Here is a 24,985-nt window from a genome sequence, read left to right on the forward strand (position 1 = left end):
AGTGGTGCGCTTCGGTAATACGGGTCAGAAGTCGAACTCTTCCGAATCAATCGGATCCGGGTCTGGATTGGTCCACGAGAGAATCATCGCGGGCGTGCACGCGCCGATCAGCATTGCAGTCAGTGCCAATAAACCTCCCGTGTAAGGCAGCCTCTCTACATTCCACTGCACCGACGAGGTGAAAATGAGGAAAATGGCGACAATGAACACCAACGTTTGGGTCACGCTCAACCCGACAGAGCGAGCGTCATTGCGTTGCTGGATCTCCCATTCGTCCAAAGCCTGCCGCGGCGCATCCCCTTGCCGACCCGACACGATTTGAAGTGAGGACCACGTCGGCAGGAACAACAGGGTGAGGATCGGCCAAGCCACCGCGAAGAGCGGATTGAACAGGCACGCTATGCCGACGGCAACCATGGTGGTGAACAGGACTCCGAGGGCGACGACGAGTACGCGCCGACGTCGACGGGTCCGCCACTTCGGGAGCCAATGTCGGAACGTCTCCTCGTTCTGCAGGAACCGCCGAGTGCGATGGGCCTGGTAGCGGTCGATCAGATTCGATTCAGGCACTTGGCTTTTCACTCCCCTCGATAATGCGGTCAGTCCGGTAGACCTCCGTCGACGGTGCGTTTCGGTAGACCTCCGTCGACAGTGCATTCCGGTAGACCTCCGTCGACAGCGGCCCGAACTCCGTCCGCGAGAACACCGCCTCGACCGGTAGGTCGAATACCCAGCAGATCCGAAATGCAAGATCCAGGCTGGGGTAGTGGTCGCCGCGTTCGAGTGCCCCCACCGTCTGCGGATTGACGTCGACGAGTTGTGCAAGCTGGGCCCGACTCATCTTCCGCTCGGCGCGAAGCACTCCGATGCGATTGAAGATAGGGAGCGCGTCTCCCCGCCGGACTGGGCTCATGTATCAAAGTGTTGTAAAAACCCAACAGTTTGTCAACACGAACCGCGATTGTCTCGCTTCTGGGTGATGCCGGCGGATAAGGTTCGGGCAATGGAAGGGGCTTCACATGGTGGTCGAACAGTTGGTGCTCGAGAAGTCCCGCCTGGTCGTGCAGGTGCGCGAGGACGGTAGCTACAGCGTGGGACCGCAAGGGCGCGAACCGCTCTGGCGCGATCCGATGGAGAAAGGTGCCGTCATCGGTATCGGTCAGCACACTCCGGGGGATGTCGAAGGTGAGTCATGGTGGGTCGTGTACGGCCAGTCGGACACGACGGGTGACGTCACCGTTCGACTCGAGGACGGGTCGCACGTGCCGGTTTTGCGTCTCGGCGAGATCTTCGCCAGTGAATGGGTGAGCACCCCGCAGCAGGCGTTGTTGTACCGGTCTGATCGCCCGGTGGAGTCGCAGCCCACCAAACTGTCGGTCTTGTTCGCCAGACCGAAGTTCATGCCCAAGGCGGCGTTTCCGGAGAATGATCGTTTGTAGGTCTCGCGAGGTCGGCTGTGGAGGGGCGGTCGGGCTTGTGCTCAAAATGTTACGGTACGTACTGTACCGTTTGATGATGACAACTTGGCCGAACGACCTCGCAGTGGCGCAAGTGCGCGTAGCGCGACCCACCGACCGACTCGACGACGTGATTGCGTTCTATCGCGACTGCCTTGGATTGCCGGAGCTCTACCGGTTTTCCGGACATGCCGGCTACGACGGAATCATGCTGGGTCTGCCGGATGCGAACTATCACCTCGAATTCACGACCCACGAAGACGGAAGCCCGTGCCCGGCGCCGACGCAGGACAACTTGTTCGTGCTCTACTTCGCCGGCGAGTCGGCGATGTACGAGGTGGTTCAGCGACTGGGTGAGGCGGGGCACGAACCCGTCGAAGCCGAGAATCCGTACTGGGAGGAGAATTCGGGAATGACTTTCGAGGACCCTGACGGCTGGCGGCTGGTGCTCATGCCGCGGCCGGTGCTGTAGATGGTGCGCGCCCGCGACGAGCGGATCGACGATGCAGTACTGTCCGCGACCCTGGAATTGCTGGGGGAGAACGGGTATGCGGAGCTGTCGATCGGATCGGTGGCGACGAGGGCGGGTGTGCATCGTCCCGCCATCTACCGGAGATGGCAGTCGAAGCGGCACCTGGTGGTGGACGTCGTCGTGGCGCATATCGGCACTGATCCAACGCCGGACACCGGCGATCTCAGGGCGGACCTGGTCGCCGGCATCACGACATTGGTTGTGGGACTGAGCGAAACGGTAGTTGGTCGGATACTGCCCGCGTTGGTCGCGGATCTGGCCGCGGACCCGGAATTGGCGCGGGATTTCCAGTCGGCGTTCTTTCAGCCGCGACGCGATTCCACTGCAGCAGTGCTGGAATCGGCGCGTCTACGCGGCGACATTCGGAGCGACTTCGACCTGGACTTCGTCCTGGACGCCTTGGCGTCCCCGATCTATTACCGGGCGTTGTTCCGTCACTTACCGCTGGACACGCTCCTGGCTGAGCAGGCCGTCGATTCTGTTCTGCTGACGTTGGCTCCGCACGAGAATCTCTGAAGACGTTTGGGCTCAGTTCAATTCGAGTGGATCAGGTCCGACACGGCTGTCGGTGTTCAACGATGCGATGGCAGCTGACTCGTCGGCATCGAGTGCGAAGTCGAAGATCGCGGCGTTCTCGCGCATGCGGGCTGGTGTGACCGACTTCGACAGTACGGTGTGTCCCTGCTCGAGATGCCAGCGCAGAATGATCTGCGCCGGGCTCTTTCCGTGTGCTGCAGCAACTTTCCCGATGGTCGGGTCGTCGAGGATAGTTCCCTGTCCCAACGGACTCCAGGCCTCGATTTCGATGCCGCGGCTCTGTGCGTACTCTCGTGACGCGTGCTGTTGCAGTCTGGGATGCAGTTCGACCTGGTTGACGGCTGGGGTGATCGAGCTGTGCTGGGCCAGCAGGTCGAGGTGTTCGGGGAGGAAGTTGGAGACACCGATCGCACGGGCGCGACCGGAGGCGAGAATCTCTTCGAAAGCGGCCCAGGTCTCCACGAACAGGCCCTTTGCCGGCGCCGGCCAGTGGATCAGATACAGGTCGACGTAATCGACGCCGAGCTTGTCGAGGCTCGAGTCGAATGCGGCGAGCGCTCGGTCGTGGCCTTGATCGTCGTTCCACAGCTTGGTGGTGACGAACAGCTCTGACCTAGGGATATCCGAACCTGCGATGGCGCGGCCGACCCCGGCTTCATTTCCGTAGATCGCGGCCGTGTCGATGTGGCGGTAGCCGATCTCGAGAGCGGTGGCAGTGACCTCTTCGGTCTGGGCGTCCGGTACCTGGAAAACGCCGTACCCGACTTGCGGGATGGTGATCGGTTCGCCGGTGGTTCCGTGAGTCAGTGTGCGGTCGGGGATCGACAACATTGAAGAGCGCCTTTCAGGACTGTGTATGGCGGTCCGACCGGGGATCGTGTCGCCCGTGAACCACCTATGCCGCGCATGCAACTATTGCGTGCGCCTGATAAATAGTTGCACACGCGGGTTGTCTGCGCAAGCAGCGCTGTCGGCTACTCCTCGAAGAGTTGTCCGTTCTCCATCCGCCACCGCCGCGTGCTGCGGGTGGATTGGAGCATGCGTCGATCGTGAGTGACGAGGAGGAGGGTTCCCTCGAACGACTCCATCGCCTGCTCGAGTTGTTCGATCGCCGGAAGGTCGAGATGGTTCGTCGGCTCGTCCAGTACCAGTAGATTCACGCCGCGAGCCTGCAGTAAAGCCAGTGCAGCCCTTGTTCTTTCGCCAGGGGAGAGTGAAGCGGCAGATCTGAGCACGTGGTGTCCACGCAGGCCGAACTTGGCGAGGAGCGTGCGGACATCGGCGTCTGGCCAGTCCGGAACCTGAGCACCGAAGGCCTCGACTACTGGTTGATCGCCTTCGAACAATCCGCGCGCCTGATCGATCTCACCGATCGCGACACCTGAACCCAAAGACGCGATGCCCTCGTCTGGGACGAGTTTGCCGAGCAGGACGTTCAGGAGGGTGGTCTTGCCTGCACCGTTCGCGCCCGTGACGAGGATTCGATCGCCCCAGTCGATTTGCGTCGTAACCGGACCGAAAGTGAACTGACCGCGCGTCACCTTGGCGCCGTTCGTGGTTGCGACAACGGAACCGGACCGCGGAGCCGCCGCGATCTCCATACGAAGTTCCCACTCTTTACGCGGTTCCTCGACCACTTCGAGTCGCTCGATGCGGCGTTGAGTCTGGCGGGCCTTCGCGGCTTGCTTCTCCGTCGACTCGGTCCGCAATCCGCGTCCGATCTTGTCGTTGTCCTTGGCCTTACGACGCGCGTTGCGGACGCCGTGTTCCATCCAGTTGCGCTGCATCTGTGCACGATCTTCGAGATCGGAGCGGGTGCCGGCATATTCCTCGAAGGCCTCACGTGCGTGCTGGCGGGCTATCTCACGTTCGGCGAGGTACGACTCGTAGCCGCCGTCGTACACTGCGATGTCCTGTTGTGCCAGATCGAGTTCCACGATCCCCGTGACGGTGCGCGAGAGGAACTCGCGATCGTGGCTCACGACGACCAGCGCCGCTCGGGTCTCGGCGACAAATCGTTCCAACTGCTCGAGACCTCGCAGGTCGAGATCGTTGGTGGGCTCGTCCAACAGGAGAATGTCGTAGCGCGAAAGCAGCAGCGACGCGAGGCCGGCGCGGGCGGCCTGACCGCCGGACAATGCCGTCATGTGAGCGTCGAGGGATACGCCAAGTCCGAGTTCTTCGACTACCTTCTCGGCGCGCTCGAACAGATCGGCGCCGCCCAGCGCGAGCCAGCGCTCCAGCGCCGGGGAGTACAGATCCTCTTCGGCTTCAGCCAGCGTTTCGGCCGCGGTGTTCATAGCCGCCTCGGCGTGCGCGACCCCGGTGCGTCGGCCGAGGAACTCGAGGACGGTTTCACCCTCGATGCGGTCAGGTTCCTGCGCGAGGTAACCGACCGCAGCATCCGGCGGGCTGAGGATGATCGAACCCTCGACGTCGGCGGTTCCGATTCCGGCGAGGGCAGTGAGAAGCGTCGACTTGCCGGCGCCGTTTGCCCCGACGAGGCCGATGACGTCGCCAGGCGCCACTGTCAGATCGAGGTCGGAGAACAGGGTGCGTTCTCCCCGGGAAGCAGAGAGGCCGCTGATGCGCAGTGTTGCAGTCACCTGAGAAGTATCCCTGGTGCTGTGCGCCTCTGTTAATCGGTGCTGTGCGCCTTTAATAACCGCGGGCGGTTAACAAAGGCGCACAGCAGTCAGTCCCGAACCAGGTGATACCAGCACGGATGCGCCGCACGGACTGGAAGTGGCGATTCGCTCACGTCCGCGGCCATGCTCGAGGCCGTCGACCATCCGTCGAATGCGCGCATGACGTCTTCTTCGGAGACGCCGTGTGGCATCGGCCAGCGGTGACCTGGCCCGAACGCGAACATGACCATGGACGCGCCCGGCGCGGTGATCGCGTTGACCGACCTCCCGTAGTCCCGTCGTTGATTTTCGGACAGCCCGTGAAAGCAGCCGATGTCGAGCACCAGCATGTGCCCACCGTCGACGGCTATGTGCAGGTCTGCCGCGTCCTCGTGGAGAAACCGGACGTCGACGTGGGCTTCACGTGCATGGATGCGCGCTTTGTCCAACGGTTCCTGCTCGGCGTCGACGCCGGTGACGTGCCAACCGCGTTGCGCCAGCTCGATCGAATGACGTCCGGTGCCGCAGCCGATATCGAGGGCACGGCCACCTTCCGGAACGGGAATCGCGTCGAGAAGTCCGGACAGCTGAGCGTCGAACCCGTGCCCGGTGTGCTCCCACGGAGTGACGCCGACCTTGTAGGCGAGACGATATGAAAGATTCATCGCTCTCTCTTTTCTCGAGGCGATTCCAATACTTGTCTTCCAAGGTAGACCGGCATTTCGGGCGGTACAAGGGCACTCACCGGATGTTCGGCGGGGAATGCCTCCGTGCTCTGACGCGTTGGTTCCGAATATGACCGAAACCAACGATGTGACCTCTGTACCGACAATTGTTCTGAACGACGGTAAGACGATCCCCGCGCTGGGATTCGGTGTGTTCCAGGTTCCGGACGACGAAACGCAGGAAGCCGTCTCCACCGCCCTGAAGACCGGCTACCGCAGTATCGACACCGCCAAGATCTACGGCAACGAGGTGGGCGTCGGCCGCGCTATCGCCGAATCCGGCATCGCCCGCGAAGACCTCTACATCACGACCAAACTGTGGAACGACGACCAGGGCTACGACTCGACGCTTGCCGCATTCGACGCCAGCCTCGACAAGTTGGGTCTCGACTACCTCGATCTGTACCTGATCCACTGGCCGGTTCCGTCGAAGGACCTGTACGTCGAGACGTTCAAGGCATTCCAGAAGCTCAAGGCCGACGGACGGGTTCGATCCATCGGCGTCTCCAACTTCACCATCGAGAACCTCGAGCGTGTCATCGGTGAAACCGGAGAGGTGCCGGTCCTCAATCAGATCGAGCTTCACCCCAAGTTCAACCAGGCAGAACTGCGCGCCTTCCACACCGGCAAGGGAATCGCGACGGAGGCGTGGAGCCCGCTCGGCCAGGGAACCGTTCTCGGCGACCCCGTCATCACTGCCATCGCCGACGCTCATGGCGTCACCGCGGCTCAGGTCATCATTCGCTGGCACCTGCAGATCGGCAACGTGGTGATCCCGAAGTCGGTGACCCCCGAACGTATCGCCGCCAACTTCGACGTCTTCGGCTTCGAACTGACTCCGGAACAGATCAACGCGATCGGCGCTCTCGACGACCCAGCCGGCCGTATCGGCCCCGACCCGGTCACGCTCGGAAGCTAGAACTTCCGGTAGATCCACAAACGGCACTCCCGCAGTCGCGGGAGTGCCGTTTGTCGTGTGCGGTCAGTTCAGATGTGTTCGATGTTCTGCAGTGAATGCGATGTGCTCGTCCGTGCGTCCGGTGCGGAGCTTGTCGACCCACTCGGGATCGGCGAGCAGCGCGCGTCCGATGGCAACCATGTCGAATTCGCCGTTCTCGTACTGAGCTTCGAGACGCTCCAGTCCAGTCACAGCCGATGCAGCGTCGCCGGTGAATGCCGTCGTGAACACGGAATCGAGTCCGACCGAGCCGACGGTGATAGTCGGCAACCCGGTCAGCTTCTTGGTCCAACCGGCGAGGCCGAGCTTGCCGTCTTCACCGTCGAGCTCAGCGAATGCCGGTTCCCAATGACGCCTCGTCGACGGATGCAGGACGTCGACGCCGGCGTCGACCAGGGGAGTGAGGATGCGGCCGAGTTCTGCCGGGCTCTGCGCGATACGAGCGTCGTACTGGCCGGACTTCCACTGCGAGAATCGGTAGACGATCGCGAACTCGTCCCCGACTGCCTCTCGGATTGCGGCGACGACCTCGGCCGGGAAACGGGTGCGAGCTTCGAGCGATCCGCCGTATCCATCGGTCCGGACATTGGTTCCTGCCCAGAGGAATTCGTCGAGCAGGTAGCCGTGTGCGCCGTGCAACTCGAGACCGTCGAAGCCGGTGTTCTTCGCGTTGAGCGCGGCATCCACCCACGACTGCTTCAAGTCGTCGAGATCCGACGTGGTGAATTCGCGTCCCAAACGGGTGCCGTCCAGCGCCAGACCGGAGGGGCTGACGGTTTCGACCTCGGGGTTCAGGTGCGAGTTCTCGCCGCGCTCGACTCCGAGGTGCCACAGCTGAGGAATGATCGATCCACCCTCGGCGTGGACGGCGTCGACAACCGACTTCCAGCCGCCCAGGCTCGAATCACCGTAGATGCGCGGTACGCGGGTGTGCGGGCCGGCTGCCGGGTCGGGGATGTAGGTGCCTTCGGTGATGATCAAGCCGACACCACCTGCTGCGCGACGACGGTAGTACTCGGCGACGTCGGCGCCGGGGATTCCGTCGGGAGAGAAGGCGCGCGTCATCGGGGCCATCGCGAAGCGGTTGCGCAACGAGAGTGATTTGACCTCGAAAGGCTCGAAGAGGCCGCGCAACGCGGAGGCCTCGGGTGCTGTCGATGTGTCGGGAAGAGTCACGGGTTTGTTCAACACAGCGGACCCTCGACCTATTCCGGCGCATGAGTTTATCTCCCTGAAACCTGCAAAAGGTTGCGTACGTTCGGTTTTCGATCAGTGGTTATGTAAACCCAACTTAGTTTGTGCATTAACTATTAACATGCGATATAGTCGTGCGGAAAGTTTCTGAGGGCGGTATCGAGCACGAAAGAGGACGCGCGAGCATGACAACGACGGTGCCGAACGAGCGGGCCGGAGAGTTGGAGCCGATTCCGGAGCGGCCGTATCCGAAGCGTCGTGATCCCAAGGGGTCGTGGATGCTCGAGATGATCAAGACGACCGATCACAAGAAGATCGGGATCATGTACTTGATCACTGCGTTCGTGTTCTTCCTGATCGGCGGTCTGATGGCGCTGTTCATGCGCGCAGAACTGGCCGTTCCCGGGATGCAGTTCCTCTCCAATGAACAGTTCAATCAGCTGTTCACCATGCACGGCACGATCATGCTGCTGCTGTACGCGACCCCAGTCGTCTTCGGATTCGCGAACTACATACTTCCGCTGCAGATCGGTGCGCCCGACGTGGCGTTCCCGCGCTTGAACTCATTCGGGTTCTGGCTCTTCACTTTTGGTGGCCTCATCGTCCTCGGTGGATTCCTCACTCCGGGCGGCGCCGCCGACTTCGGTTGGACGGCGTACACCCCGCTCTCCGGCGCGGTGCACAGCCCCGGTGTCGGCGCCGACCTTTGGGTATTCGGTCTGACGGTTGGTGGCCTCGGCACCATTCTCGGTGCGGTCAACATGATCACCACCGTGATCTGCCTGCGAGCACCCGGCATGACGATGTTCCGCATGTCCATCTTCACCTGGAACATCTTCATCACCAGCATCTTGATCTTGATGGCGTTCCCGCTCTTGACCGCCGCGTTCATGGGTCTGTTCGTCGACCGTCACCTCGGTGGACACATCTTCGACCCGGCGTCGGGTGGAGTTCTGTTGTGGCAGCACCTGTTCTGGTTCTTCGGTCACCCTGAGGTGTACATCATCGCGTTGCCGTTCTTCGGCATCGTCTCGGAGATCTTCCCGGTCTTCAGCCGTAAGCCGATTTTCGGTTACACCGGATTGGTCTATGCGACGCTCGCGATTGCTGCCCTCTCGATCGCGGTGTGGGCTCACCACATGTACGCGACGGGTGCTGTTCTCCTGCCGTACTTCTCGTTCATGACGTTCCTGATCGCCGTGCCGACAGGTGTGAAGATCTTCAACTGGATCGGAACGATGTGGAAGGGGCAGTTGACTTTCGAATCGCCGATGCTGTTCTCGGTGGGTTTCTTGATCACCTTCCTCTTCGGTGGTCTGTCGGGTGTCATCCTTGCGAGCCCGCCGCTCGACTTCCATGTCACCGACACGTATTTTGTTGTGGCCCACTTCCATTACGTGGTCTTCGGTACGGTCGTGTTCGCTACGTATGCCGGTATCTACTTCTGGTTCCCGAAGATGACGGGGCGTCTGCTCGACGAACGGTTGGGCAAGTGGCACTTCTGGACCACGTTCGTCGGCTTCCACGGCACGTTCCTCGTGCAGCACTGGCTTGGCGGCGAGGGCATGCCGCGTCGTTACGCCGATTACCTGCCCTCGGACGGATTTACCGTGCTCAACTCGGTGTCCACGATCTTCGCCTTCGTACTCGGTGCGTCGACGCTGCCCTTCCTGTGGAACGTCTTCAAGAGTTACCGCTACGGCGAAGTTGTCACCGTCGACGATCCGTGGGGCTACGGAAACTCGCTGGAGTGGGCGACAACCTGCCCGCCGCCGCGTCACAACTTCACCGAGCTGCCGCGCATCCGCAGCGAACGCCCGGCCTTCGAACTGCACTACCCACACATGGTCGAGCGAATGAGGGCGGAAGCGCACGTGGGTCTCACCGGGCAACCCACGTCGACGTTGGAGAAGAGTGACGATCATCGCCAAATTGATTAGTGCAATAATAGTTACTGCACTAATTAATCTGATAACATCGGATTCATGACGACGAAGGCTCCGCAGACGCAGATGGACGATCCGCTGGCTCTCGACCGGCAGGTGTGCTTTGCACTTGCGGTCGCGAACCGGGCGGTGCTGTCCGTTTACCGGCCACTGCTCGAGCCGATGGGCCTCACGCATCCCCAGTATCTGGTGATGCTGGCACTGTGGGGAAAGTCGCCGATGGCGGTCAAGGAAATCGGGCAGGCACTGCAGCTCGATTCGCCGACGCTGTCGCCGCTCCTCAAGCGACTCGAGGCGTCCGGGTTGATCACGCGAACCCGTAGCCGCGCCGACGAACGTCAACTGGACGTGGACCTCACCGAGGCGGGTGTGGCGCTGCGCACGGAGGCGGAGAAGATCCCCCCGGCGGTTGTCGCGAAGCTCGGCGTGAGCCTCGCCGAACTCGAAGAACTCCACAACGTTCTGACGCGGGTCAACGAGGCCGCGCTCCGCGCCGGAGCCTTGGACCAATGAGAGAAATGTGATGACTGCATCCGAAAGAAACGTGATGACTGCGTCAGTACCGTCGATGCGTACCGAACAGGTGACTTCCGTGACTTCCAAAAAGCAACGTACGAGCCCGAATCCCCTTCAGTGGTTGGGTTATTCAGTGGGGCGCAAGCTGCCCGATTCCATGCAGGAATGGGTGCGAAACGACCTGATCGGTGACTGGGCTGTGCCGCGTCACCTGATCCGAAGCATGGTGCCGTTTATTCCAGTCTTCGCGGCCTTCATGCTCTTTCCCGGGCCGTTGGCCCTGCGGGCATCGATGGTGCTGCTCGGAGTACTTCTGGCACTGTTCTATTCGGTCTCCTACATGGCTCAGAACAGGTCGCGTCGCCTCGAGCGTCACGGTTTGCCTTCCGACCTCGAGAACCCGAAGAAGATCTCGCGCCACGACGCCGAGAAGGCCGCCTACGAGAAGCTGCACGGCGGCCCCGCGACGTAGCACCTCGGTCACATGCCGTGGAGGGCGCTGCCGCCGTTCATCTCACAGACGCGTTGCTCCACGGCCGCCGAGAAGCCGCCCACAGGCTCGGTCGAACGAAGAGCCGATGCGACATCTTGCTCGACCAGGTATCCGTTGATCGCGATTGCCGCCGTCGACCCGGCAGCGGCAGCGCCTATCACCTGAGCGCGAGGGTCGACGACGTTGCCGGCGCCCCAGACGCCTGGAACGCTGGTGGCGCCGGAAGGGTCGACAGCCACGAATCCCGTAGGGCCGGTTTTGCACCCGAGTCGCGTCAGATGCGCGTCGTTCGGAATGAAACGCGGCGCAACGAACAGTGCTGAGCGAGGGACCAATTGCCCGTTGTCGAGTTCGACGGCCTTCAGTTCGCCTCTCTCGCAGATCAATCCAGAGACTAGTCCGTCTACGACAGTCACCCCACGCGCAGCAAGTCGCGCGCGTTCGTCACGGGTGAGCGAGATGTGGTGGGGGAAGAACATCACATCCGACGACCACTGTCGGAGTAGAAACGCCTGGTGAAGTGACATCTCGCGAGCGTCGCCGCCGAGAACGCCGATCGGCTCGTCACTGATCTCGTATGCATGGCAGTACGGGCAATGGAGCACGCTCTGTCCCCAAAGCTCCTGGATACCCGGTATTTCCGGGAACGAATCCCACAAGCCCGTGGCAACGAGCAGAGTGCGGGTCTCGAGGGGTGTGCCTCCTGAAAGTTCGACGACAAAGCCGGGTTCGATACCGCGCCAGGAGACGTCGACAACGTCATCCTGTTTGAATTCCACTCCGTACGTCTGCAATTCGCTGCGCCCGACGGCGAGCAACTCACCGGGCGCCATGCCGTCTCGCGAGAGGAAGCCGTGCATGTGTGCTGCGGGCGCGTTGCGCGGTTTGCCGGAATCGATGACGGCGACCGTGCGTCGCGCACGACCCAACACCAGGGCTGCGCTGAGTCCGGCGGCGCCACCGCCGACGATCACGGCGTCGAGGATCTCTGTTTCAGTGTGTGTTCGCATGAGCACAGGTTGCCTGCGGACGCGAGGGGTTAGCAACTATTGTTGCCATTTCTGGGAATCGTCGTCAGACTCGGACCATGAATGTCAACGGTCCGCACATCGATGCCGCTATTTCGCAGATCGGCGCGCGCCTCAAACGCATTCGTACTCAGAGGAACGTCACGCTCACAGCGCTGTCCGAGTCCACCGGTATTTCGAAGAGCACTCTGTCGAGGCTCGAAGCGGGCGAGCGCCGCCCGAGTCTGGAGTTGCTGCTTCCGATCGCGCTTGCCCACCAAGTGCCGTTGGACCAACTGGTGGCGGCACCGCAGGTCGCCGATCCACGCATCCAGAGTGCGCCTCGAAGCGTCAGCGGCCGAACGGTATTGCCGTTGACTCGGCAACCGGGTGGGCTGCAGGCATTCAAGATGACCATCCCGGCAAGCCAGACGGAACCGGACCCTCAAGTGCACGACGGTTACGAATGGCTGTATGTGTTGTCGGGGAGGTTGCGGTTGGTGTTGGCCGATCACGACATCGTGATGGGCACGGGTGAAGCTGCTGAATTCGACACCCGAAACCCACATTGGTTCGGCAGTGACGGGCGCGGCCCGGTCGAGGTGCTGAGTCTGTTCGGCCCGCAAGGAGAACGCATCCACGTACGGGCCAAGCCTTCGGCGAAGTGACGGACAGTCATACTTTGTTCGATGCAGGCGGAAGCAAAGTGGACGGTGAGGGATCTGTGCGAATCGAAGTTGACGACTTGAGCCGGGATGCGGTCCGTGCCTTACTGACCGAACATCTCGCCGACATGCATGCGACCTCGCCTGCGGACAGCGTTCACGCGCTGGACGTCGCAGGTCTGACGGATAGCTCCGTGACCATGTGGACGTTGTGGAGCGAAGGCGACGAGCTACTCGGTTGTGTAGCTCTGAAGGAACGGTCGTCGAGCGGTGGTGAAATCAAGTCGATGCGAACATCTTCGGCAGCTCGTGGGCGCGGAGTGGGAACGCGACTTCTTCAACACGTCGTGGACGAGTCAAGACAACGAGGCTACCGGCAACTCGAATTGGAGACCGGTACGCAAGACTTCTTCGATCCGGCACGTCGACTGTATGCAAAATTCGGGTTTGTGCCGTGTCCACCATTCGGGGACTACCGCGAAGATCCGAACAGTGCCTTCTTTGTTCTCACGCTGTGAGCAGTCCTCACGCAATGAACATTCGGGCAGTGATGCGTTGTACTGCGCTGTCGGAGTTCATGATTGCGGTGTCGAGCACCAGCCGTTCCGTGGTCCACGGCTCGTAGTCTCGATCCAGGATGTCCTGCCACGTAGGTAGTACAAGATCCGGGATGTCGACGACACGCTGCTCCGCGCGTCGGCGATGCTCGTCGGGATCCGAACAGATGACCTCGACGTTGAGCAAGCGCGCCGAATTTTGTTGTGCGGTAGCGGACCAGGCGTTTCGAGTGACCTCGATCGGGTTGACGCATTCGACCACGACCGAGATTCCCAGTCGCAATTGTTCGGCGGCGAGCGCGTACCCGGTGATGTATCCAGCGGTCCCGGATACATCAGCGATACCGCTGCGGGTCAGTGCCTGTTCGATGGTATCGATCCGCACGTAGGGGATCTGGTGTTGCCGGGTAAGTGCCCGCGCGATCGTCGACTTGCCGGTGGCCGGCAAACCACCGATCACGACCAGTGTTGCGCGGGCCGACGGCTGGGGGTTGTGTCCGGCATCCACCATCCTCGAAATGTACGGGGCGTCGTCGATTTACGCCGACTCGCCCCGTACTCCTCTCAGTTCGGGATCGCGAACTCTCGAGCTTCGAACGCCAGGTCGTCGGCGGCTGATTCCATCCGAGCCGTCGCACGGTTGGGCGCTGTCAGCACTGCGACAATCGGAACTGCCAACGCCAGCAATCCGAGAACGAAGACGGGGAAGAGGAAGGAGAACACTTCGAGCCCCTGTGGCGCCGGGGCTGCCGCGTCGTGGACAACCTCGACTGCGGCCATTCCGGTGTAGTGCATACCGACCACGGCGATACCCATGATGATTCCGGCGACAAAACGCAGAATCGTGGACTCGAGCACCATGGTGAACCACAATGCGGCGGTGCCGGCGACGACTGCGATGAGAACCGACAGTGCAACGAAGAGCAGGTCGTAGCGGATCTCGCCCTGAAAGCGCAAGGCGCGCATACCCGTGTAATGCATGATGTTCACGGCGAGACCGGTCACCAGGCCCCCGATCAGAAGCCGCGTCCAGCGGAATTCGGTCCCGATGATCAGCAGACCGACGAACACGGCGCCCACCGAGATGATCGCAGAGATCACGGTCCATCCGAGGTTGTATCGAATGGGACTGCCGGGGACTGCGAAGCCGAGCATGGCGATGAAATGCATCAGCCAGATGGCGACGCCACCGATCGACAGGGCAGCCATGGCGAGCCATCGCATGCGTGTGGCGGTTGTCGTCGCCGACGCTGAATGCCTGGTGCATGCCAGGCCGACTACCGACCCGACCACGGACACGACGTAGGCGAGCCCGAGCAGCCAGATTCCCATCGAGAAATGGTGCATTTCATCCGACATGCCAGTTCCTTTCGGCGAACATTCGCATCTGGTGATTCATCTAGACGACTGCTTCGGCTGCAAGTCGTTCGAGGGAGTACTCGGTGATGGCGATCAGCGCACGTTTGGCCGATTCGCGGTTACGGGCGTCGATCTCGATCATGGGAACGCGATTGGGCAGAGCCAACGCTTGCCGGAGATCGCTCGCCGAATGGATTGGTGCGCCGTCGAAACGGTTGACCGCCACGATGAACGGGAGCCCTCGCGCCTCGAAGAAGTCGACTGCAGCGAAGCTGTCTTCAAGGCGGCGAGTGTCGACCAGAATGACCGCACCGATCGCACCGGTGATGAGGTCGTCCCACATGAACCAGAAGCGGCGCTGCCCCGGGGTTCCGAATAGATAGAGGACCAGATCGTCGGCGAGAGTGATACGTCCGAAGTCCATCGCGACCGTCGTGGTGCTCTTGTCGGGAGTTGATCCGAGATTGTCGATACCGTCGCTGGCGTCGGTGACCATGGCCTCCGTGCGAAGGGGGACGATTTCGGAGACGGTCCCCACAAGCGTTGTCTTGCCAACACCGAAACCCCCGGCGATCACGATTTTGGTCGATTTCACGCGAGACGATGAGTCAGAGTGCCCGAAGTCCACTGAGGGTCCTTTCGATCAGTTCGCGTCGCTCGACTCGAGATGCGTCGCTTCGCAGAGTGGCATGTATTTCCAGTGATCCGGCTACTACGAGGTCGGCAACCAGTACCCGCACGACTCCGATCGGAACACCCAGGTGGGCAGCGATCTCGGCTATCGAGATCCGCTGCTCACACAGTGCGACGATCGACGCACGAATATCCTGCGGTGCAAGATTGTTCGAGACCACGTCTTCGATCGTCGCGATGATCGCTTCGAGCGGGAGGTCGATGGACGGCAGGGTCCGACCTTCGGTGAGCGCGTACGGCCGGACCAAGCTCGGTTCGGCGTCGTCGTACTCGGATTGGTGGTGAGGCATCGGACTCAAATACCCTGCGATGTTCGCGGAGCAATGTCCATGGTTGTCCCGACGCGATCGACGAGAGTCGCCATTTCGTAACCGATCTGGCCGATGTCGCATCCGGCAACGGCGAGGGCGGCAAGGTAAGCACCACTACCGACACCCATGAGAAGTAGGTACCCGTTCTCCATCTCGACGACGGACTGCATGACGGCCCCACCGTCGAAGAGGCGTGATGCACCCGCGGACAGGCTGGCGAGTCCGGAAGTGACAGCGGCCAATTGATCCGCCCGATCGAGCGGCAGGTGTGTGCTCGAGGCCGTCAACAACCCGTCGGCTGAGACGATGATCGCGTGACTCACACCCGGCACGTCTCGGGCAAAAGCCGAAACCAGCCAGTCGAGTGCGCGGGGAGTCTCTTGGGCTCCGACAGTGTTCACTGTTCTCCTTCATCGTTGTGCAACATCGTGGATGATTCGAAAGACTGTCCGCCATCGCGCTGATGGTCGGCGGCGTGCCGCCGCCCTCGTTGTACTCCGGATTGGTAACTGCTCCAACCGCGTTGGACGTCCGCCGGATTGGATGCGTGACGCTGAGTCGAGCCGCCACCGCCGACGGCGCCAGGAACCAGCCGGGCTCCGCGGTCCCGAATGGGAAGTCCGGAATCGGCGATCTTGGTGACCGGCATTTCGAATGACGTTCGAGCAGCCACCCAGCCTTGATCGGCGTCCGTGGTCCACGAGCTGCCGGTGGAAGCCGCCGACGTCTCCGCCGTCGGATCGACAAGCCACTCCGACACCATCCGGGCAAAAATCGGCATCGTGGACGGGGCGGCGGGCGCGCCGTTCGAGTTGCCGTCGCCTGCGCTGTCAGCGCGCGCCGATGGTCGGGCAGAGAGCCCGTCACGGGTACGCGAGGAGAAGAACGCCGCAGTATTTGTCGGTGTCGGGGCTGAGAGCCGGTGCCGTGGCGGCGGAGTTGTCGACGGTTGGGGACCCACCGGAATCTCGGGACCCTGTGCCGGCGAGGTGAATTCCGGCGACGGAGCCCGAACGGGAAGGGCCGTTGGTGCGTCTGTCCCCGAGGGATCGAGCAGAGGAGCGAAGGATGACACCGACGAGGTGGGTGCCGGAGAAGTCGGAGTCGAGGTGCTGACCGCCGGTACTCCGCTGGTGCCCGGGGTTCGACGCGGTAGCCCCGAAGGTGCCGTTGCCGGCGGCGTCGAGTGCGGTGTGATCGGGGCGAACGTCTCAGTCCGATCGGTGCTGTTGGCGGGCGTTCGACGCGGGAGATCAGCGAAGCTTCTGGTCGCAGGCCGCGGAGGTGTGGATTCGGTCGGGACGGGCTGTGACCATGACGGTGCGGACTGCGCGAACGGTGCAGACGTTGCGGGAGGGGGAGTCCGATCGAGCGTGGGAACGGGTCCGGTTCGCGGCGTGCGGATCTCAGGTGCCCGAGAAGAATCGAGAATCGACGTCGGTAGGAGCACCGTGGCGGTGATGCCGCTGTGTGTCGACGACGTTGCCGTCGGGCGCAGGCGCACAGAGATGTTGTAGCGACGACTGATTCGGCTCACGACGAACAAACCCATGCGACGCGCTGTACCTGCGCTCATCTCGCCGCCGGCGGCGAGGCGTTCGTTGGCATCGAGGATATCGGCAGGTGACATGCCGATACCGAGATCAGCGACCTCGACGATCATGGAGCCGTCGATGGTGCGGGCGGCGTTGATGGAGACGGTGGTCTCAGGTGGGGAGTACCGCAGCGAATTGTCGAGCAGCTCGGCGATGAGGTGAACGACGTCCGGGGCCGCATGACCGGTGACGACCCCGGGCGGAATCTGCCCGAGTTCGACGCGTCGATACTCCTCGACGCCTGACACGGCGGCACGAAGGGTATCGCCGAGGGCGATGGGGGCGGTCCTGGCGCGGCGTACATCGGTTCCGGCGAGAACCAACAAGTTGTCGCCGTTTCGGCGCATTCTCGCGGCGATATGGTCGAGGCGGAACAGATTCTCGAGGCGACGCGGGTCGTCTTCGTCCTGCTCGAGCTGTTCGATCAAACCGAGTTGCTGGTCGACGAGGGACTTGTTGCGCCTCGACAGCGTTTCGAACATGTCGTTGACCTGGCGCCGCAGGGTGGCCTGCTCGCCGGCGAGCGTGATCGCCTGACCGTGCATGTCGTCCACGGCGCGTGCGAGCTCGCCGATTTCCTCGTGGGTGCGGATCGGGACACGGGCAAAGTCGAGTTCGTCGGTACTGGCACCTGCGCGAATTCGTTCGATCGCGTCGGGAAGTCCGCGTCTCGCTGCCTGCAAGGCGGCAAATCGCAACCGGCGGATCGGATCGATGAGCGATCGGCTGATGACGAGGGCGATGGCCAGCGCCAGCAGGACCGCGCCGAGCACAATTGCGGTATCGCGAAGTGCCGCGGTTCGTGCGGCGTTGGATTCAGCGGTGACGGTATCGCCGAACTCGGTGACGGTGGTGTCAGTCAGGCTGTTGTACTGCTCGTTTCCAGATTTCAGATCGGTGCCGACGCGGCTCCCCAAGGGAGAAGTCGACGGAGTGGATCCGAGTGCGTTGATCCGGTTCTGAGCCGAGTTGCTGAGTGCCTGGACGGTGTCGTTGGTTCCGTCGATCGTGAGGATGTTGTTCAGAGCGACCAGTTCGGCGCCGGCAGCGCTGACCATCGAGGTGCGAGCCTGCTGGTCCGGATCGCCTGAGCCGAAGAGGATTCGTTGTTCGGCCAAGGCTCGTCGCGCTTCCCAGAGTGCGGACAGTCGACCACCCTGTTCACGCAGGACTGGGCGCTGAGAATGCTCGACGACGCTGGTGAAGGTGCCGGAAAGGGCTCGTGAGACCTCACCGACCCGCGAAACCAGGCGAGCGGGTGCCACCGCGCCGGCGGCGATCTCTTCGGTGATGGAACGGCTCTCGGCCAACGCCGAAGTCACTTGGTCGTTGAGGGCATCGTCGGACTGGAACGTGCGGGCGGCATCGACAAGTTGGTCCATCGCGTCGGAGACTGCTTGCGTGGCAGGAGCGGTGTCGGAGCGTGCCGATGCCGCTTCGGCGAGTTCGTACAATGCCGATTCCAGATTGATCGCTGCTGGCACTGCGAGGGCGCGCTCGGACGAGGAACTCAGCTGCGCGGCTTCTTCGAGTTCTGTCTGAACTCGAAGGGCTCCGAGGACAACGGCGACGATCATCGGCAATGCGAGGACAGCGATGACCTTCCATCCCAGGCGCCATTCGCCGATCGACCACCAAGAGGTTGTCGTGTGTGAATCGTGTTTCATGCGGAACATGGCCCCTTCACGTCAACCCCCCGTGGGTCATTGCCCGAACCCCTTCGATCCGGTTTGACCAGAAGGAGTAGTTAGCTGAACGGTAACAGACTGTTCGCTGGCTCGCTACATTCCAGTTGTCTCAACGGATCGACCATGACTATATCGGGATTGTAAGACCAGGTGAAAGGCTAAACGGACAAGTGCGGCGAATAGGATAGCCGAGTTGTTCGATTTGGTAGCTATCTGAACTTTGGTTCGTAAGCGTGAGGGAACTCTCCGCAACGGTGTCTGACTCTGCACCGAACGTCGAGGACAGGTCCGTACGAGGCGGACCCGCGTGTCAGACTGTGGAAACCGCGCCGATGACCGAATCGAACCTTGGAGCCATAGTGGGTGGACCTGCTCGCGATGCGTTGCGCGCGATCGCGGAACTGCTTGCCCCGAACAGCTCGACAGTCATCGACCGTGTGACTCTCGCAATCGACTACCCGGAACGGTATGTCGCAGTACAGAACGAGCTGTACTCACAGAAGCTCGAGAAGCCACACCCCGAATTGGCGTGGTTCGCTCTCGTCGACGCGTTGCACGAACAAGAACTCCTCGTCTGGGTGGACTGGAACGAGGACGCGGGCGAGGTTCTCGGCCAGCTGCGAGAGCTGAAGTCTTCGCCCGCAAGTGCGGGATCGTGGGAGTGGGCAGACAACCTTGCCGCTGCCTTCGATCGAGCTGCCGGACTGGAATCGCTTCTCGCGCGGGTGGGCGACAACATCGCCGGGGCAGGCGTTTCCGTGGCCTGGCTCGACAGCGACAGCGATACGTTTCTCGTTGTGCTCGTCCCGAGTGATCGAGCCGCAACACTCGTCGAACTCTCACTGACAACCGGGCACAGCGTCCGCGTGTTCTAGCGTCTCAGCGTTTACCGAGGAGACGACGGAATCCCTCGATTCGGTCGCTCAGTCTGGGCGGCGTGCGCTCGGGATCCATCAGCGCGTTTTCAGCGAGCACGTGGTCTTCGCCGTCCACTGTGTTCCGGTCGAATTCGCGCAGACTGCGAGCGTTGGAAGACGCAAGACTGCGAACCGTCGACAACAGTGAGCGCTCACGCAATGCGTCGTCGACTTCTTCCTCGGTGACGTCGAGGTGCTCGCTGAGTAGACGGCGCCTCAAACCGATGATCGAGGCCCGCAACTCGACGTCTGCGGCGTCGTCGGATTCGACGGCGATGTCACACTCCGTATCGAACCCCATCGAACGGTTGTTGAGGTTCGACGAACCGATTCGCAGGAGACGATCGTCCATCACGAGAACCTTGGCGTGGACGTAAATAGGTGCGCCAGAAGAGGTCACGGGATAAAATGCACCGAATCGGTTGTGGATATCGGCGGCCCACAGCAGATGCAACAGGTCGTGGCGCGCCCCGTCCATCGCCTTTTGTTCCAGCCAACCGTCGGCGTTGCGCGGAATGACCAGAACGATCTCCGGTCCGTCGTCCTCACGCAGGCGCGCGGCAATCGCCTCTGCCAGAGTGCGTGAGGCGAGGTACTGGCTTTCGATGTACAGCGTGCGCTCGGCCCCGGCGATGGCCGCGAGATACAGCGCCTCGATCTCACGCACCTCCGTGCGTTCGCCGAGCTCCGGCAATGTTCTGGCGACGGCTACGTCGACAACCCGCAAGGTGGGCGCCAGATTGACGGGCCACGGAGTCGCAGTGCTCTCGACCGGTGTGAGATCCTCGCCGGTTGCGGATTTCCAGCGTGCCCGCGCCAATTCGCCGATGGCCGCCGCCGCATTGCCGTCGACCGCCGTGGTCGCGTCATGCCAAGGGCCGTAACGCCTTCCGCTCGGCGTGATTCGGTAATCGTTTCGGTCGACGTGATCCGAGGTGTCCCAGCGGTCCACAGTCATGTCGATGCCGCCGCAGAACGCCAGGGCGTCGTCGATGACGATGATCTTCTGATGGTGCGCCGCGCCCACCGGATGGGCGCCGTCGATCTCGAACCGAAGGCGCTCGTCGGTCAACCAGTTGGACACGAAGACAGGAGTCATACCGCGGCCGATTGCGGTGAACGCCCCGATGTTCCATTTGAGTACGAGGATTTCGAGGTCGGGTTTCTCGCGGACCAGCCAGCGGAGGAACATTCCCAACCGGTTGGGGCCGTCGAGCGTCTGCTTGCCTGGTTCGAGTTTGATACGCGTGTCGAAGTCCCAGCCGATCAACATGATTCGCTTTTCGGCTTGCAACATCGCGGACTTCGCATGATGAAAGTAGTCAGCGGCGTCGACGATGCAGGCAAGATTGTCTGCCGGCTCGATGCGCCAGCAGGTTTCGCCCGGAACAAGAATTCTGTTCATTCGCCGATCCCCAGGTAAGCCGTCAGTTCGCGAGCTGCCGCTTGGCCCGCGCGGTTGGCTCCGATCGTCGAAGACGACGGACCGTATCCCACCAAGTGCACGCGAGGGTCGGCTTCGACCTGCGTGGCGAGGCGTCCTGTCATCGGGATTCCGCCACCCGGCCCTCGTAGGTGCAACGGAGCCAGGTGATCGAGCGAGCTACGAAATCCGGTGCACCACAAGATGACATCGGCATCGATAGCGGTGCCGTCGGCCCACTTCACGCCGTTCGGAAGGATTTCGGAGAACATCGGGAGTCGATTCATCACACCACGCTCACGTGCTGCCCGAATGGCAGGCGTTACGGGGAGGCCGGTGACCGAAACAACGGATCCCGGTGGCAGACCGCGTCGTACACGATCCTCGACCATGGCCACCGCAGCGCGGCCGATGTCCGGCGTGAACGGCTCGTCGCGGAACTCCGGTTCGCGGCGCGTCACCCAGGTGGTGGTCGTGACGCGTGAGATCTCGTCGAGCAGTTGGACGGCCGAGATCCCGCCGCCGACCACGACAACATGTTTGCCTTCGAACTCCGCGGCGGTTCGATAGTCCTTCGTGTGGAGCTGTCGGCCACGAAATGAATCGGCCCCAGGGTAATGGGGAATGAAGGGTCGCTCCCAGGTTCCCGTCGCGTTGATCAAGCCTCGGGCCGCGAACACTCCGTGGTCGGTCTCGATCCGCAGTCGCTCTTCCCTCGGGCACACCACTCGCGTGTGTACCGGGCGGTGGACGGGAAGTTCGAATTGCTTTTCGTACAGTTCGAAGTAGTGGGGGACCGCCACCGATGCAGGCACCTGTTGGGCGTCGGTCCCGGTGGTTTCCGCGAAAGACATTCCCGGGAGGTCATGCACACCGTTGACGGTGCTCAGTGTCAGGCTCGGCCAACGGAACTGCCACGCTCCGCCCGGACCGGACGCATGATCGAGCACCACGAACCCCGATTCGGGTGCGATTCCGAACTTGCGCAGGTAGTACGCGGCGGAGAGTCCGGCCTGTCCTGCGCCGATCACCACCACGTCAACCGGGTGTGGTTGCTGTGCGGCAAGGTCGTCTGTACTCATCGGTAATCTAACCTCCTGATGTACAGAACTTAGCTGCAGAGAAGTATGCGGACGGTATCGGCGCCTCGGAACATCCCTGTGTCGAGCCTTCCAGAAACGAAAGAGAGCGGACATGATCGGGTTCTCCCGTGACGGCAACGTCGTGACCATCGAGTTGCAGCGTCACGAGCGTCGTAATGCGCTCAGCGCGGAACTCTGCATCGCGATACGGGACGCGATGAATGCGGCAGTCGCCGAGCATGCGCACGTCGTCGTCATCACCGGTGAGGGATCGGCGTTCTGTGCAGGGGCAGACCTCTCCGGTGACGTCTACATGGAGGGCTTCACCGACCGCCTGTTCGAGATGCTTCGGTCGATCGACACGGCGCCCATCCCGGTCATCGCTGCCGTCAACGGTCCGGCCATCGGCGCGGGTACGCAGTTGGCCATCGCGTCGGATCTGCGCGTCGTAGCACCGAGCGCTCGCTTCGGAATCCCGGCAGCCACCCTCGGTGTCTCGGTGGACAAGTGGACGATGCGCCGGCTCGCGTCGCTGGTCGGCGGCGGTCCCGCGCGCACCATCCTGCTCGGGATCGAGCAGATCGGCGCTGAGGAAGCCTTCACCCGCGGCCTCGCCAACAAGATCGGAACCCTCGCCGACGCCCAGGAGTGGGCGCACCGCATCGCGAATCTCGCACCGCTGTCCTTGCGGCACATGAAGATGGTCCTCAACGACGACGGCACCATGGAGGAGCAGTCTCCCGAGCAACTCGACGCCCTTCACGCCGCCTGGCTCAGCGAGGATGTCCAGGAAGCCCGCGCCGCCCGCATCGAAAACCGCCCTCCCGTATTCAAGGGAAAGTAAAGCCAGTTGCAGGGTACTCAGGCGCCACGCACGCGGGGCAGATAGTGGCTACGCTCGTCTGAATGAAGAAGACGACGCTTCTCGGAGTTGCTGCAGTTGCCGCGGCAACAGGGTGGGTGGCGCGAGCCGCATGGGGAATCCCGACGCAGATCGGGGCATCGCGGAACACGGTGCAGCCGTATGCGGCGATGTCCCCGCGATACCGGGACCGGCAGTTCCACAATTCGGAGCCCAGCAGCACGTTGGTCCCGGGCACCGATGCCGGGATGTTCAAGTCGATGGCTACGCGAGGGTCGACGGGTCGGCCGCGTCAGCCGATTCCGTTGGCCACTCCGCTGGCACCGGCGGTAGCGGGCGACGCGGCGGTGACGTGGTACGGCCATTCGAGCGTTCTCGTCGAGGTCGACGGATACCGTGTTCTCGCCGATCCGGTGTGGAGCGAACGCGTATCACCCTCGGCCACAGTGGGTCCCGCACGAATGCATCCCGCTCCGGTGGCCTTGGCCGATCTGCCGGCGGTAGATGCGATCGTGATCTCGCATGATCACTACGACCATCTCGACATGGCGACGGTCAAGACTCTGACTCGCACACAGACGGCTCCGTTTGTCGTGCCGATCGGTATCGGTGCTCACTTACGGCACTGGAAGGTGCCCGAGAACCGGATCGTGGAATTGGACTGGGACGAGTCGACAAAAATCGACGAGCTGGTTCTCACGTGCACCGAGGCTCGTCACTTCTCCGGTCGCGGTCTCGTCCGGAACACGACCCAGTGGGCGTCATGGGTGTTCGCCGGTCCGAAGCACCGGGTGTTCTTCGGTGGTGACAGCGGATACACATCACGTTTCGAACAGCTGGGTGAAACCTATGGGCCTTTCGATCTGACGCTTCTCCCCGTCGGCGCGTACGACGTGCGCTGGCCGGACATTCACATGAATCCCGAAGAGGCAGTGCAGACGCACATCGACCTCAACAAGGGCGACGGGTCGCGCGGTGTATTCGTCCCGATTCACTGGGCGACCTTCAACCTCGCGTTTCACTCGTGGTCGGAGCCGATCATTCGCCTCAACGAGTCGGCCGCAGAGGCAGGCACGACCGTGTCGGTTCCGATGCCGGGCGGCAGGATCGACGCGTTGTCGCCCACACCTCCGTCGAAGTGGTGGATACCGCTGGGATGACCGAGGCAGTTGCTGGAAAGCCGCCCTCGCCTTCCTCAATCCAGTCGGAGTCCGAACCAACCTCCACGTTGATACTGCGGTTGGTACGTCACTTGTTCACTGGTGAGGTCAGGTTTGGGTTGTCGTTTCGGTTCCCATAGTTGCGTGACACTTTCGCACGCGGAGGCGATGACTCCTCCGTCGAGGGTGACGACCTTCTCGTCCATTCCCAGCTGTGGCCATGCTGTCGCGACTTCGATCGGCCCGGCAGGAGGTGTCGGAACCAGCAGGTATTCACCCCGCACTGAGCCCGAGCGGCTTTCGGCCGAGCGCAACTCCAACAGAAGGCCCCGCGTTTTCTGCGCGGTGGTCACTGATGTTCCGTCGGCGAAACCGAGACCGAGGAGTAGCGGTGCGCTGAAATGTGTGAACGTGGGACGCCCGTCGAAAGAGCCGAGACTCAGCGAGAGCGCCGGATCTTTGTAGCGGGCATCAATCGCGAACATCATCCCGAATGAGTAGACCCGCACTGCCGACAACCAGAGAACCAAGTCGTCGGTCCGATTGAGGTCGAGAGAAATCGGCAGGTCGACGGGCCGTTCGCACCGAAGCGCCTCGTCGAGACCTTTGTAGACGTACTTCATACCGTTCCTCGCTGGTCTTCTCTGCTCGTGTCGACCAGCATCGCAGAACGGCGGCCCA

Annotated in this window: 28 protein-coding genes; 12 read left to right on the plus strand and 16 right to left on the minus strand. The window is 62.2% G+C overall.

All coding sequences use genetic code 11. From position 1 onward, the window contains the following. Nucleotides 1-24: 24 nt before the first annotated feature. Together ACFQ6H_RS06345 and ACFQ6H_RS06350 are read right to left on the minus strand one after the other, a co-directional pair. Nucleotides 25-570, minus strand: coding sequence for a hypothetical protein (locus tag ACFQ6H_RS06345; RefSeq protein WP_378644742.1), 546 nt, complete (start codon nt 568-570; stop codon nt 25-27). Continuing rightward, on the minus strand, nt 563-913 hold the full coding sequence (locus tag ACFQ6H_RS06350; RefSeq protein ID WP_378644745.1) for a helix-turn-helix transcriptional regulator: 351 nt from the start codon (nt 911-913) through the stop codon (nt 563-565). The genes ACFQ6H_RS06345 and ACFQ6H_RS06350 overlap by 8 nt, the downstream gene beginning before the upstream one ends. A 106-nt stretch (nt 914-1,019) precedes the next feature. Here ACFQ6H_RS06350 and ACFQ6H_RS06355 point away from each other — a divergent pair, with 106 nt between their 5' ends. From ACFQ6H_RS06355 to ACFQ6H_RS06365, 3 genes are all read left to right on the plus strand, one after another. Beyond that, nucleotides 1,020-1,439 carry a hypothetical protein gene (locus ACFQ6H_RS06355; protein WP_378644748.1) on the plus strand — a complete coding sequence of 140 codons (420 nt, stop codon included), beginning with the start codon at nt 1,020-1,022 and terminating at the stop codon, nt 1,437-1,439. A gap of 76 nt (nt 1,440-1,515) precedes the next feature. Then, complete coding sequence (locus ACFQ6H_RS06360) at nt 1,516-1,929, plus strand: VOC family protein (RefSeq protein WP_378644750.1); 414 nt, start codon at nt 1,516-1,518, stop codon at nt 1,927-1,929. Beyond that, a complete protein-coding gene (locus tag ACFQ6H_RS06365; protein ID WP_378644752.1) occupies nt 1,930-2,505 on the plus strand; it encodes a TetR/AcrR family transcriptional regulator in 576 nt (191 codons plus the stop codon). A gap of 12 nt (nt 2,506-2,517) precedes the next feature. On the opposite strand, the gene ACFQ6H_RS06370 is transcribed toward ACFQ6H_RS06365, so the two are convergent. From ACFQ6H_RS06370 to ACFQ6H_RS06380, 3 genes are all read right to left on the minus strand, one after another. Further along, nucleotides 2,518-3,357 carry an aldo/keto reductase gene (locus ACFQ6H_RS06370; RefSeq protein WP_378644755.1) on the minus strand — a complete coding sequence of 280 codons (840 nt, stop codon included), beginning with the start codon at nt 3,355-3,357 and terminating at the stop codon, nt 2,518-2,520. Nucleotides 3,358-3,500: 143 nt separating this feature from the next. Next, nucleotides 3,501-5,132, minus strand: coding sequence for an ABC-F family ATP-binding cassette domain-containing protein (locus ACFQ6H_RS06375; protein WP_378644758.1), 1,632 nt, complete (start codon nt 5,130-5,132; stop codon nt 3,501-3,503). A gap of 89 nt (nt 5,133-5,221) precedes the next feature. Then, nucleotides 5,222-5,818: a class I SAM-dependent methyltransferase gene (locus ACFQ6H_RS06380; RefSeq protein ID WP_378543303.1), complete on the minus strand. Its 597-nt coding sequence runs from the start codon at nt 5,816-5,818 to the stop codon at nt 5,222-5,224. Nucleotides 5,819-5,948: 130 nt separating this feature from the next. Here ACFQ6H_RS06380 and ACFQ6H_RS06385 point away from each other — a divergent pair, with 130 nt between their 5' ends. Next, a complete protein-coding gene (locus ACFQ6H_RS06385; RefSeq protein ID WP_019744860.1) occupies nt 5,949-6,797 on the plus strand; it encodes an aldo/keto reductase in 849 nt (282 codons plus the stop codon). A 63-nt stretch (nt 6,798-6,860) separates the two neighbouring features. Here ACFQ6H_RS06385 and ACFQ6H_RS06390 read toward each other — a convergent pair whose 3' ends face one another. Next, the gene (locus tag ACFQ6H_RS06390) at nt 6,861-8,012 is read right to left on the minus strand and encodes an NADH:flavin oxidoreductase (RefSeq protein WP_378644809.1); all 1,152 of its coding nucleotides are present in this window, start codon (nt 8,010-8,012) and stop codon (nt 6,861-6,863) included. A gap of 203 nt (nt 8,013-8,215) precedes the next feature. Here ACFQ6H_RS06390 and ctaD point away from each other — a divergent pair, with 203 nt between their 5' ends. The 3 genes from ctaD to ACFQ6H_RS06405 are packed head-to-tail and all read left to right on the plus strand — an operon-like array spanning nt 8,216 to nt 10,964. After that, on the plus strand, nt 8,216-9,970 hold the full coding sequence (gene ctaD, locus ACFQ6H_RS06395; protein ID WP_378644761.1) for a cytochrome c oxidase subunit I: 1,755 nt from the start codon (nt 8,216-8,218) through the stop codon (nt 9,968-9,970). Between the two features lie 45 nt (nt 9,971-10,015). After that, nucleotides 10,016-10,489 carry a MarR family winged helix-turn-helix transcriptional regulator gene (locus ACFQ6H_RS06400; RefSeq protein ID WP_378446301.1) on the plus strand — a complete coding sequence of 158 codons (474 nt, stop codon included), beginning with the start codon at nt 10,016-10,018 and terminating at the stop codon, nt 10,487-10,489. 55 nt (nt 10,490-10,544) lie between these two features. Next, the gene (locus ACFQ6H_RS06405) at nt 10,545-10,964 is read left to right on the plus strand and encodes a DUF5313 family protein (protein WP_378543847.1); all 420 of its coding nucleotides are present in this window, start codon (nt 10,545-10,547) and stop codon (nt 10,962-10,964) included. A gap of 8 nt (nt 10,965-10,972) precedes the next feature. On the opposite strand, the gene ACFQ6H_RS06410 is transcribed toward ACFQ6H_RS06405, so the two are convergent. After that, the gene (locus tag ACFQ6H_RS06410) at nt 10,973-12,001 is read right to left on the minus strand and encodes an NAD(P)/FAD-dependent oxidoreductase (RefSeq protein WP_378543309.1); all 1,029 of its coding nucleotides are present in this window, start codon (nt 11,999-12,001) and stop codon (nt 10,973-10,975) included. A gap of 71 nt (nt 12,002-12,072) precedes the next feature. Here ACFQ6H_RS06410 and ACFQ6H_RS06415 point away from each other — a divergent pair, with 71 nt between their 5' ends. After that, nucleotides 12,073-12,660 (plus strand): helix-turn-helix domain-containing protein, encoded by a 588-nt coding sequence (locus ACFQ6H_RS06415; protein ID WP_037128769.1) that lies wholly within the window; start codon nt 12,073-12,075, stop codon nt 12,658-12,660. 56 nt (nt 12,661-12,716) lie between these two features. Further along, nucleotides 12,717-13,175, plus strand: coding sequence for a GNAT family N-acetyltransferase (locus ACFQ6H_RS06420; protein WP_378644763.1), 459 nt, complete (start codon nt 12,717-12,719; stop codon nt 13,173-13,175). Nucleotides 13,176-13,182: 7 nt separating this feature from the next. Here the strand turns inward: ACFQ6H_RS06420 and ACFQ6H_RS06425 are convergent, their stop codons facing one another. Genes ACFQ6H_RS06425 through ACFQ6H_RS06450 form a run of 6 tightly spaced genes read right to left on the minus strand, consistent with a single transcriptional unit; the run spans nt 13,183 to nt 18,839 of the window. Further along, nucleotides 13,183-13,725 carry an AAA family ATPase gene (locus ACFQ6H_RS06425; RefSeq protein ID WP_378644765.1) on the minus strand — a complete coding sequence of 181 codons (543 nt, stop codon included), beginning with the start codon at nt 13,723-13,725 and terminating at the stop codon, nt 13,183-13,185. Nucleotides 13,726-13,778: 53 nt separating this feature from the next. Then, nucleotides 13,779-14,573 (minus strand): MHYT domain-containing protein, encoded by a 795-nt coding sequence (locus ACFQ6H_RS06430; protein ID WP_378644766.1) that lies wholly within the window; start codon nt 14,571-14,573, stop codon nt 13,779-13,781. A 40-nt stretch (nt 14,574-14,613) separates the two neighbouring features. Beyond that, on the minus strand, nt 14,614-15,201 hold the full coding sequence (locus tag ACFQ6H_RS06435; RefSeq protein WP_378446307.1) for an ATP/GTP-binding protein: 588 nt from the start codon (nt 15,199-15,201) through the stop codon (nt 14,614-14,616). Further along, entirely contained in the window at nt 15,182-15,556 is a 375-nt protein-coding gene (locus ACFQ6H_RS06440) for a DUF742 domain-containing protein (RefSeq protein WP_019744850.1), read from the minus strand. The genes ACFQ6H_RS06435 and ACFQ6H_RS06440 overlap by 20 nt, the downstream gene beginning before the upstream one ends. 5 nt (nt 15,557-15,561) lie before the next feature. Beyond that, complete coding sequence (locus ACFQ6H_RS06445) at nt 15,562-15,978, minus strand: roadblock/LC7 domain-containing protein (protein ID WP_003940329.1); 417 nt, start codon at nt 15,976-15,978, stop codon at nt 15,562-15,564. Continuing rightward, nucleotides 15,975-18,839 carry an ATP-binding protein gene (locus ACFQ6H_RS06450; RefSeq protein ID WP_378644767.1) on the minus strand — a complete coding sequence of 955 codons (2,865 nt, stop codon included), beginning with the start codon at nt 18,837-18,839 and terminating at the stop codon, nt 15,975-15,977. The genes ACFQ6H_RS06445 and ACFQ6H_RS06450 overlap by 4 nt, the downstream gene beginning before the upstream one ends. Nucleotides 18,840-19,192: 353 nt before the next feature. Here ACFQ6H_RS06450 and ACFQ6H_RS06455 point away from each other — a divergent pair, with 353 nt between their 5' ends. Further along, nucleotides 19,193-19,735, plus strand: coding sequence for a hypothetical protein (locus ACFQ6H_RS06455; protein ID WP_378644769.1), 543 nt, complete (start codon nt 19,193-19,195; stop codon nt 19,733-19,735). Between the two features lie 4 nt (nt 19,736-19,739). On the opposite strand, the gene ACFQ6H_RS06460 is transcribed toward ACFQ6H_RS06455, so the two are convergent. Together ACFQ6H_RS06460 and ACFQ6H_RS06465 are read right to left on the minus strand one after the other, a co-directional pair. Continuing rightward, nucleotides 19,740-21,182 carry a phospholipase D-like domain-containing protein gene (locus tag ACFQ6H_RS06460; protein WP_378543321.1) on the minus strand — a complete coding sequence of 481 codons (1,443 nt, stop codon included), beginning with the start codon at nt 21,180-21,182 and terminating at the stop codon, nt 19,740-19,742. Further along, nucleotides 21,179-22,282, minus strand: a complete 1,104-nt coding sequence (locus ACFQ6H_RS06465) for an NAD(P)-binding domain-containing protein (protein WP_378543323.1) — start codon at nt 22,280-22,282, stop codon at nt 21,179-21,181. Before ACFQ6H_RS06465 ends, ACFQ6H_RS06460 begins: the two co-directional genes overlap by 4 nt. Nucleotides 22,283-22,394: 112 nt before the next feature. On the opposite strand from ACFQ6H_RS06465, the gene ACFQ6H_RS06470 reads away from it, so the two are divergent. Next, nucleotides 22,395-23,126, plus strand: coding sequence for an enoyl-CoA hydratase (locus ACFQ6H_RS06470; RefSeq protein ID WP_378446313.1), 732 nt, complete (start codon nt 22,395-22,397; stop codon nt 23,124-23,126). Nucleotides 23,127-23,188: 62 nt separating this feature from the next. Next, nucleotides 23,189-24,304, plus strand: a complete 1,116-nt coding sequence (locus ACFQ6H_RS06475; RefSeq protein ID WP_378532416.1) for an MBL fold metallo-hydrolase — start codon at nt 23,189-23,191, stop codon at nt 24,302-24,304. Between the two features lie 35 nt (nt 24,305-24,339). On the opposite strand, the gene ACFQ6H_RS06480 is transcribed toward ACFQ6H_RS06475, so the two are convergent. Next, nucleotides 24,340-24,927, minus strand: coding sequence for a hypothetical protein (locus tag ACFQ6H_RS06480; protein WP_378644772.1), 588 nt, complete (start codon nt 24,925-24,927; stop codon nt 24,340-24,342). Nucleotides 24,928-24,985: the final 58 nt, after the last annotated feature.

It is taken from the genome of Rhodococcus sp. NPDC056506 (assembly GCF_042794945.1).
In the GTDB taxonomy this organism is placed as follows: domain Bacteria; phylum Actinomycetota; class Actinomycetes; order Mycobacteriales; family Mycobacteriaceae; genus Rhodococcus_F.

Excerpts from the sequence above, each read along its gene's own strand:
- ACFQ6H_RS06355 (WP_378644748.1), top strand. The coding sequence starts at position 1,020 with ATGGTGGTCGAACAGTTGGTGCTCGAGAAGTCCCGCCTGGTCGTGCAG.
- ACFQ6H_RS06380 (WP_378543303.1), bottom strand. The coding sequence starts at position 5,818 with ATGAATCTTTCATATCGTCTCGCCTACAAGGTCGGCGTCACTCCGTGG.
- ACFQ6H_RS06470 (WP_378446313.1), top strand. The coding sequence starts at position 22,395 with ATGATCGGGTTCTCCCGTGACGGCAACGTCGTGACCATCGAGTTGCAG.
- ACFQ6H_RS06425 (WP_378644765.1), bottom strand. The coding sequence starts at position 13,725 with ATGGTGGATGCCGGACACAACCCCCAGCCGTCGGCCCGCGCAACACTG.
- ACFQ6H_RS06475 (WP_378532416.1), top strand. The coding sequence starts at position 23,189 with ATGAAGAAGACGACGCTTCTCGGAGTTGCTGCAGTTGCCGCGGCAACA.
- ACFQ6H_RS06385 (WP_019744860.1), top strand. The coding sequence starts at position 5,949 with ATGACCGAAACCAACGATGTGACCTCTGTACCGACAATTGTTCTGAAC.
- ACFQ6H_RS06440 (WP_019744850.1), bottom strand. The coding sequence starts at position 15,556 with ATGCCTCACCACCAATCCGAGTACGACGACGCCGAACCGAGCTTGGTC.
- ACFQ6H_RS06465 (WP_378543323.1), bottom strand. The coding sequence starts at position 22,282 with ATGAGTACAGACGACCTTGCCGCACAGCAACCACACCCGGTTGACGTG.
- ACFQ6H_RS06430 (WP_378644766.1), bottom strand. The coding sequence starts at position 14,573 with ATGTCGGATGAAATGCACCATTTCTCGATGGGAATCTGGCTGCTCGGG.
- ACFQ6H_RS06450 (WP_378644767.1), bottom strand. The coding sequence starts at position 18,839 with ATGAAACACGATTCACACACGACAACCTCTTGGTGGTCGATCGGCGAA.
- ACFQ6H_RS06455 (WP_378644769.1), top strand. The coding sequence starts at position 19,193 with ATGACCGAATCGAACCTTGGAGCCATAGTGGGTGGACCTGCTCGCGAT.
- ctaD (WP_378644761.1), top strand. The coding sequence starts at position 8,216 with ATGACAACGACGGTGCCGAACGAGCGGGCCGGAGAGTTGGAGCCGATT.
- ACFQ6H_RS06360 (WP_378644750.1), top strand. The coding sequence starts at position 1,516 with ATGACAACTTGGCCGAACGACCTCGCAGTGGCGCAAGTGCGCGTAGCG.
- ACFQ6H_RS06365 (WP_378644752.1), top strand. The coding sequence starts at position 1,930 with ATGGTGCGCGCCCGCGACGAGCGGATCGACGATGCAGTACTGTCCGCG.
- ACFQ6H_RS06350 (WP_378644745.1), bottom strand. The coding sequence starts at position 913 with ATGAGCCCAGTCCGGCGGGGAGACGCGCTCCCTATCTTCAATCGCATC.
- ACFQ6H_RS06460 (WP_378543321.1), bottom strand. The coding sequence starts at position 21,182 with ATGAACAGAATTCTTGTTCCGGGCGAAACCTGCTGGCGCATCGAGCCG.
- ACFQ6H_RS06400 (WP_378446301.1), top strand. The coding sequence starts at position 10,016 with ATGACGACGAAGGCTCCGCAGACGCAGATGGACGATCCGCTGGCTCTC.
- ACFQ6H_RS06405 (WP_378543847.1), top strand. The coding sequence starts at position 10,545 with ATGCGTACCGAACAGGTGACTTCCGTGACTTCCAAAAAGCAACGTACG.
- ACFQ6H_RS06370 (WP_378644755.1), bottom strand. The coding sequence starts at position 3,357 with ATGTTGTCGATCCCCGACCGCACACTGACTCACGGAACCACCGGCGAA.
- ACFQ6H_RS06480 (WP_378644772.1), bottom strand. The coding sequence starts at position 24,927 with ATGAAGTACGTCTACAAAGGTCTCGACGAGGCGCTTCGGTGCGAACGG.
- ACFQ6H_RS06415 (WP_037128769.1), top strand. The coding sequence starts at position 12,073 with ATGAATGTCAACGGTCCGCACATCGATGCCGCTATTTCGCAGATCGGC.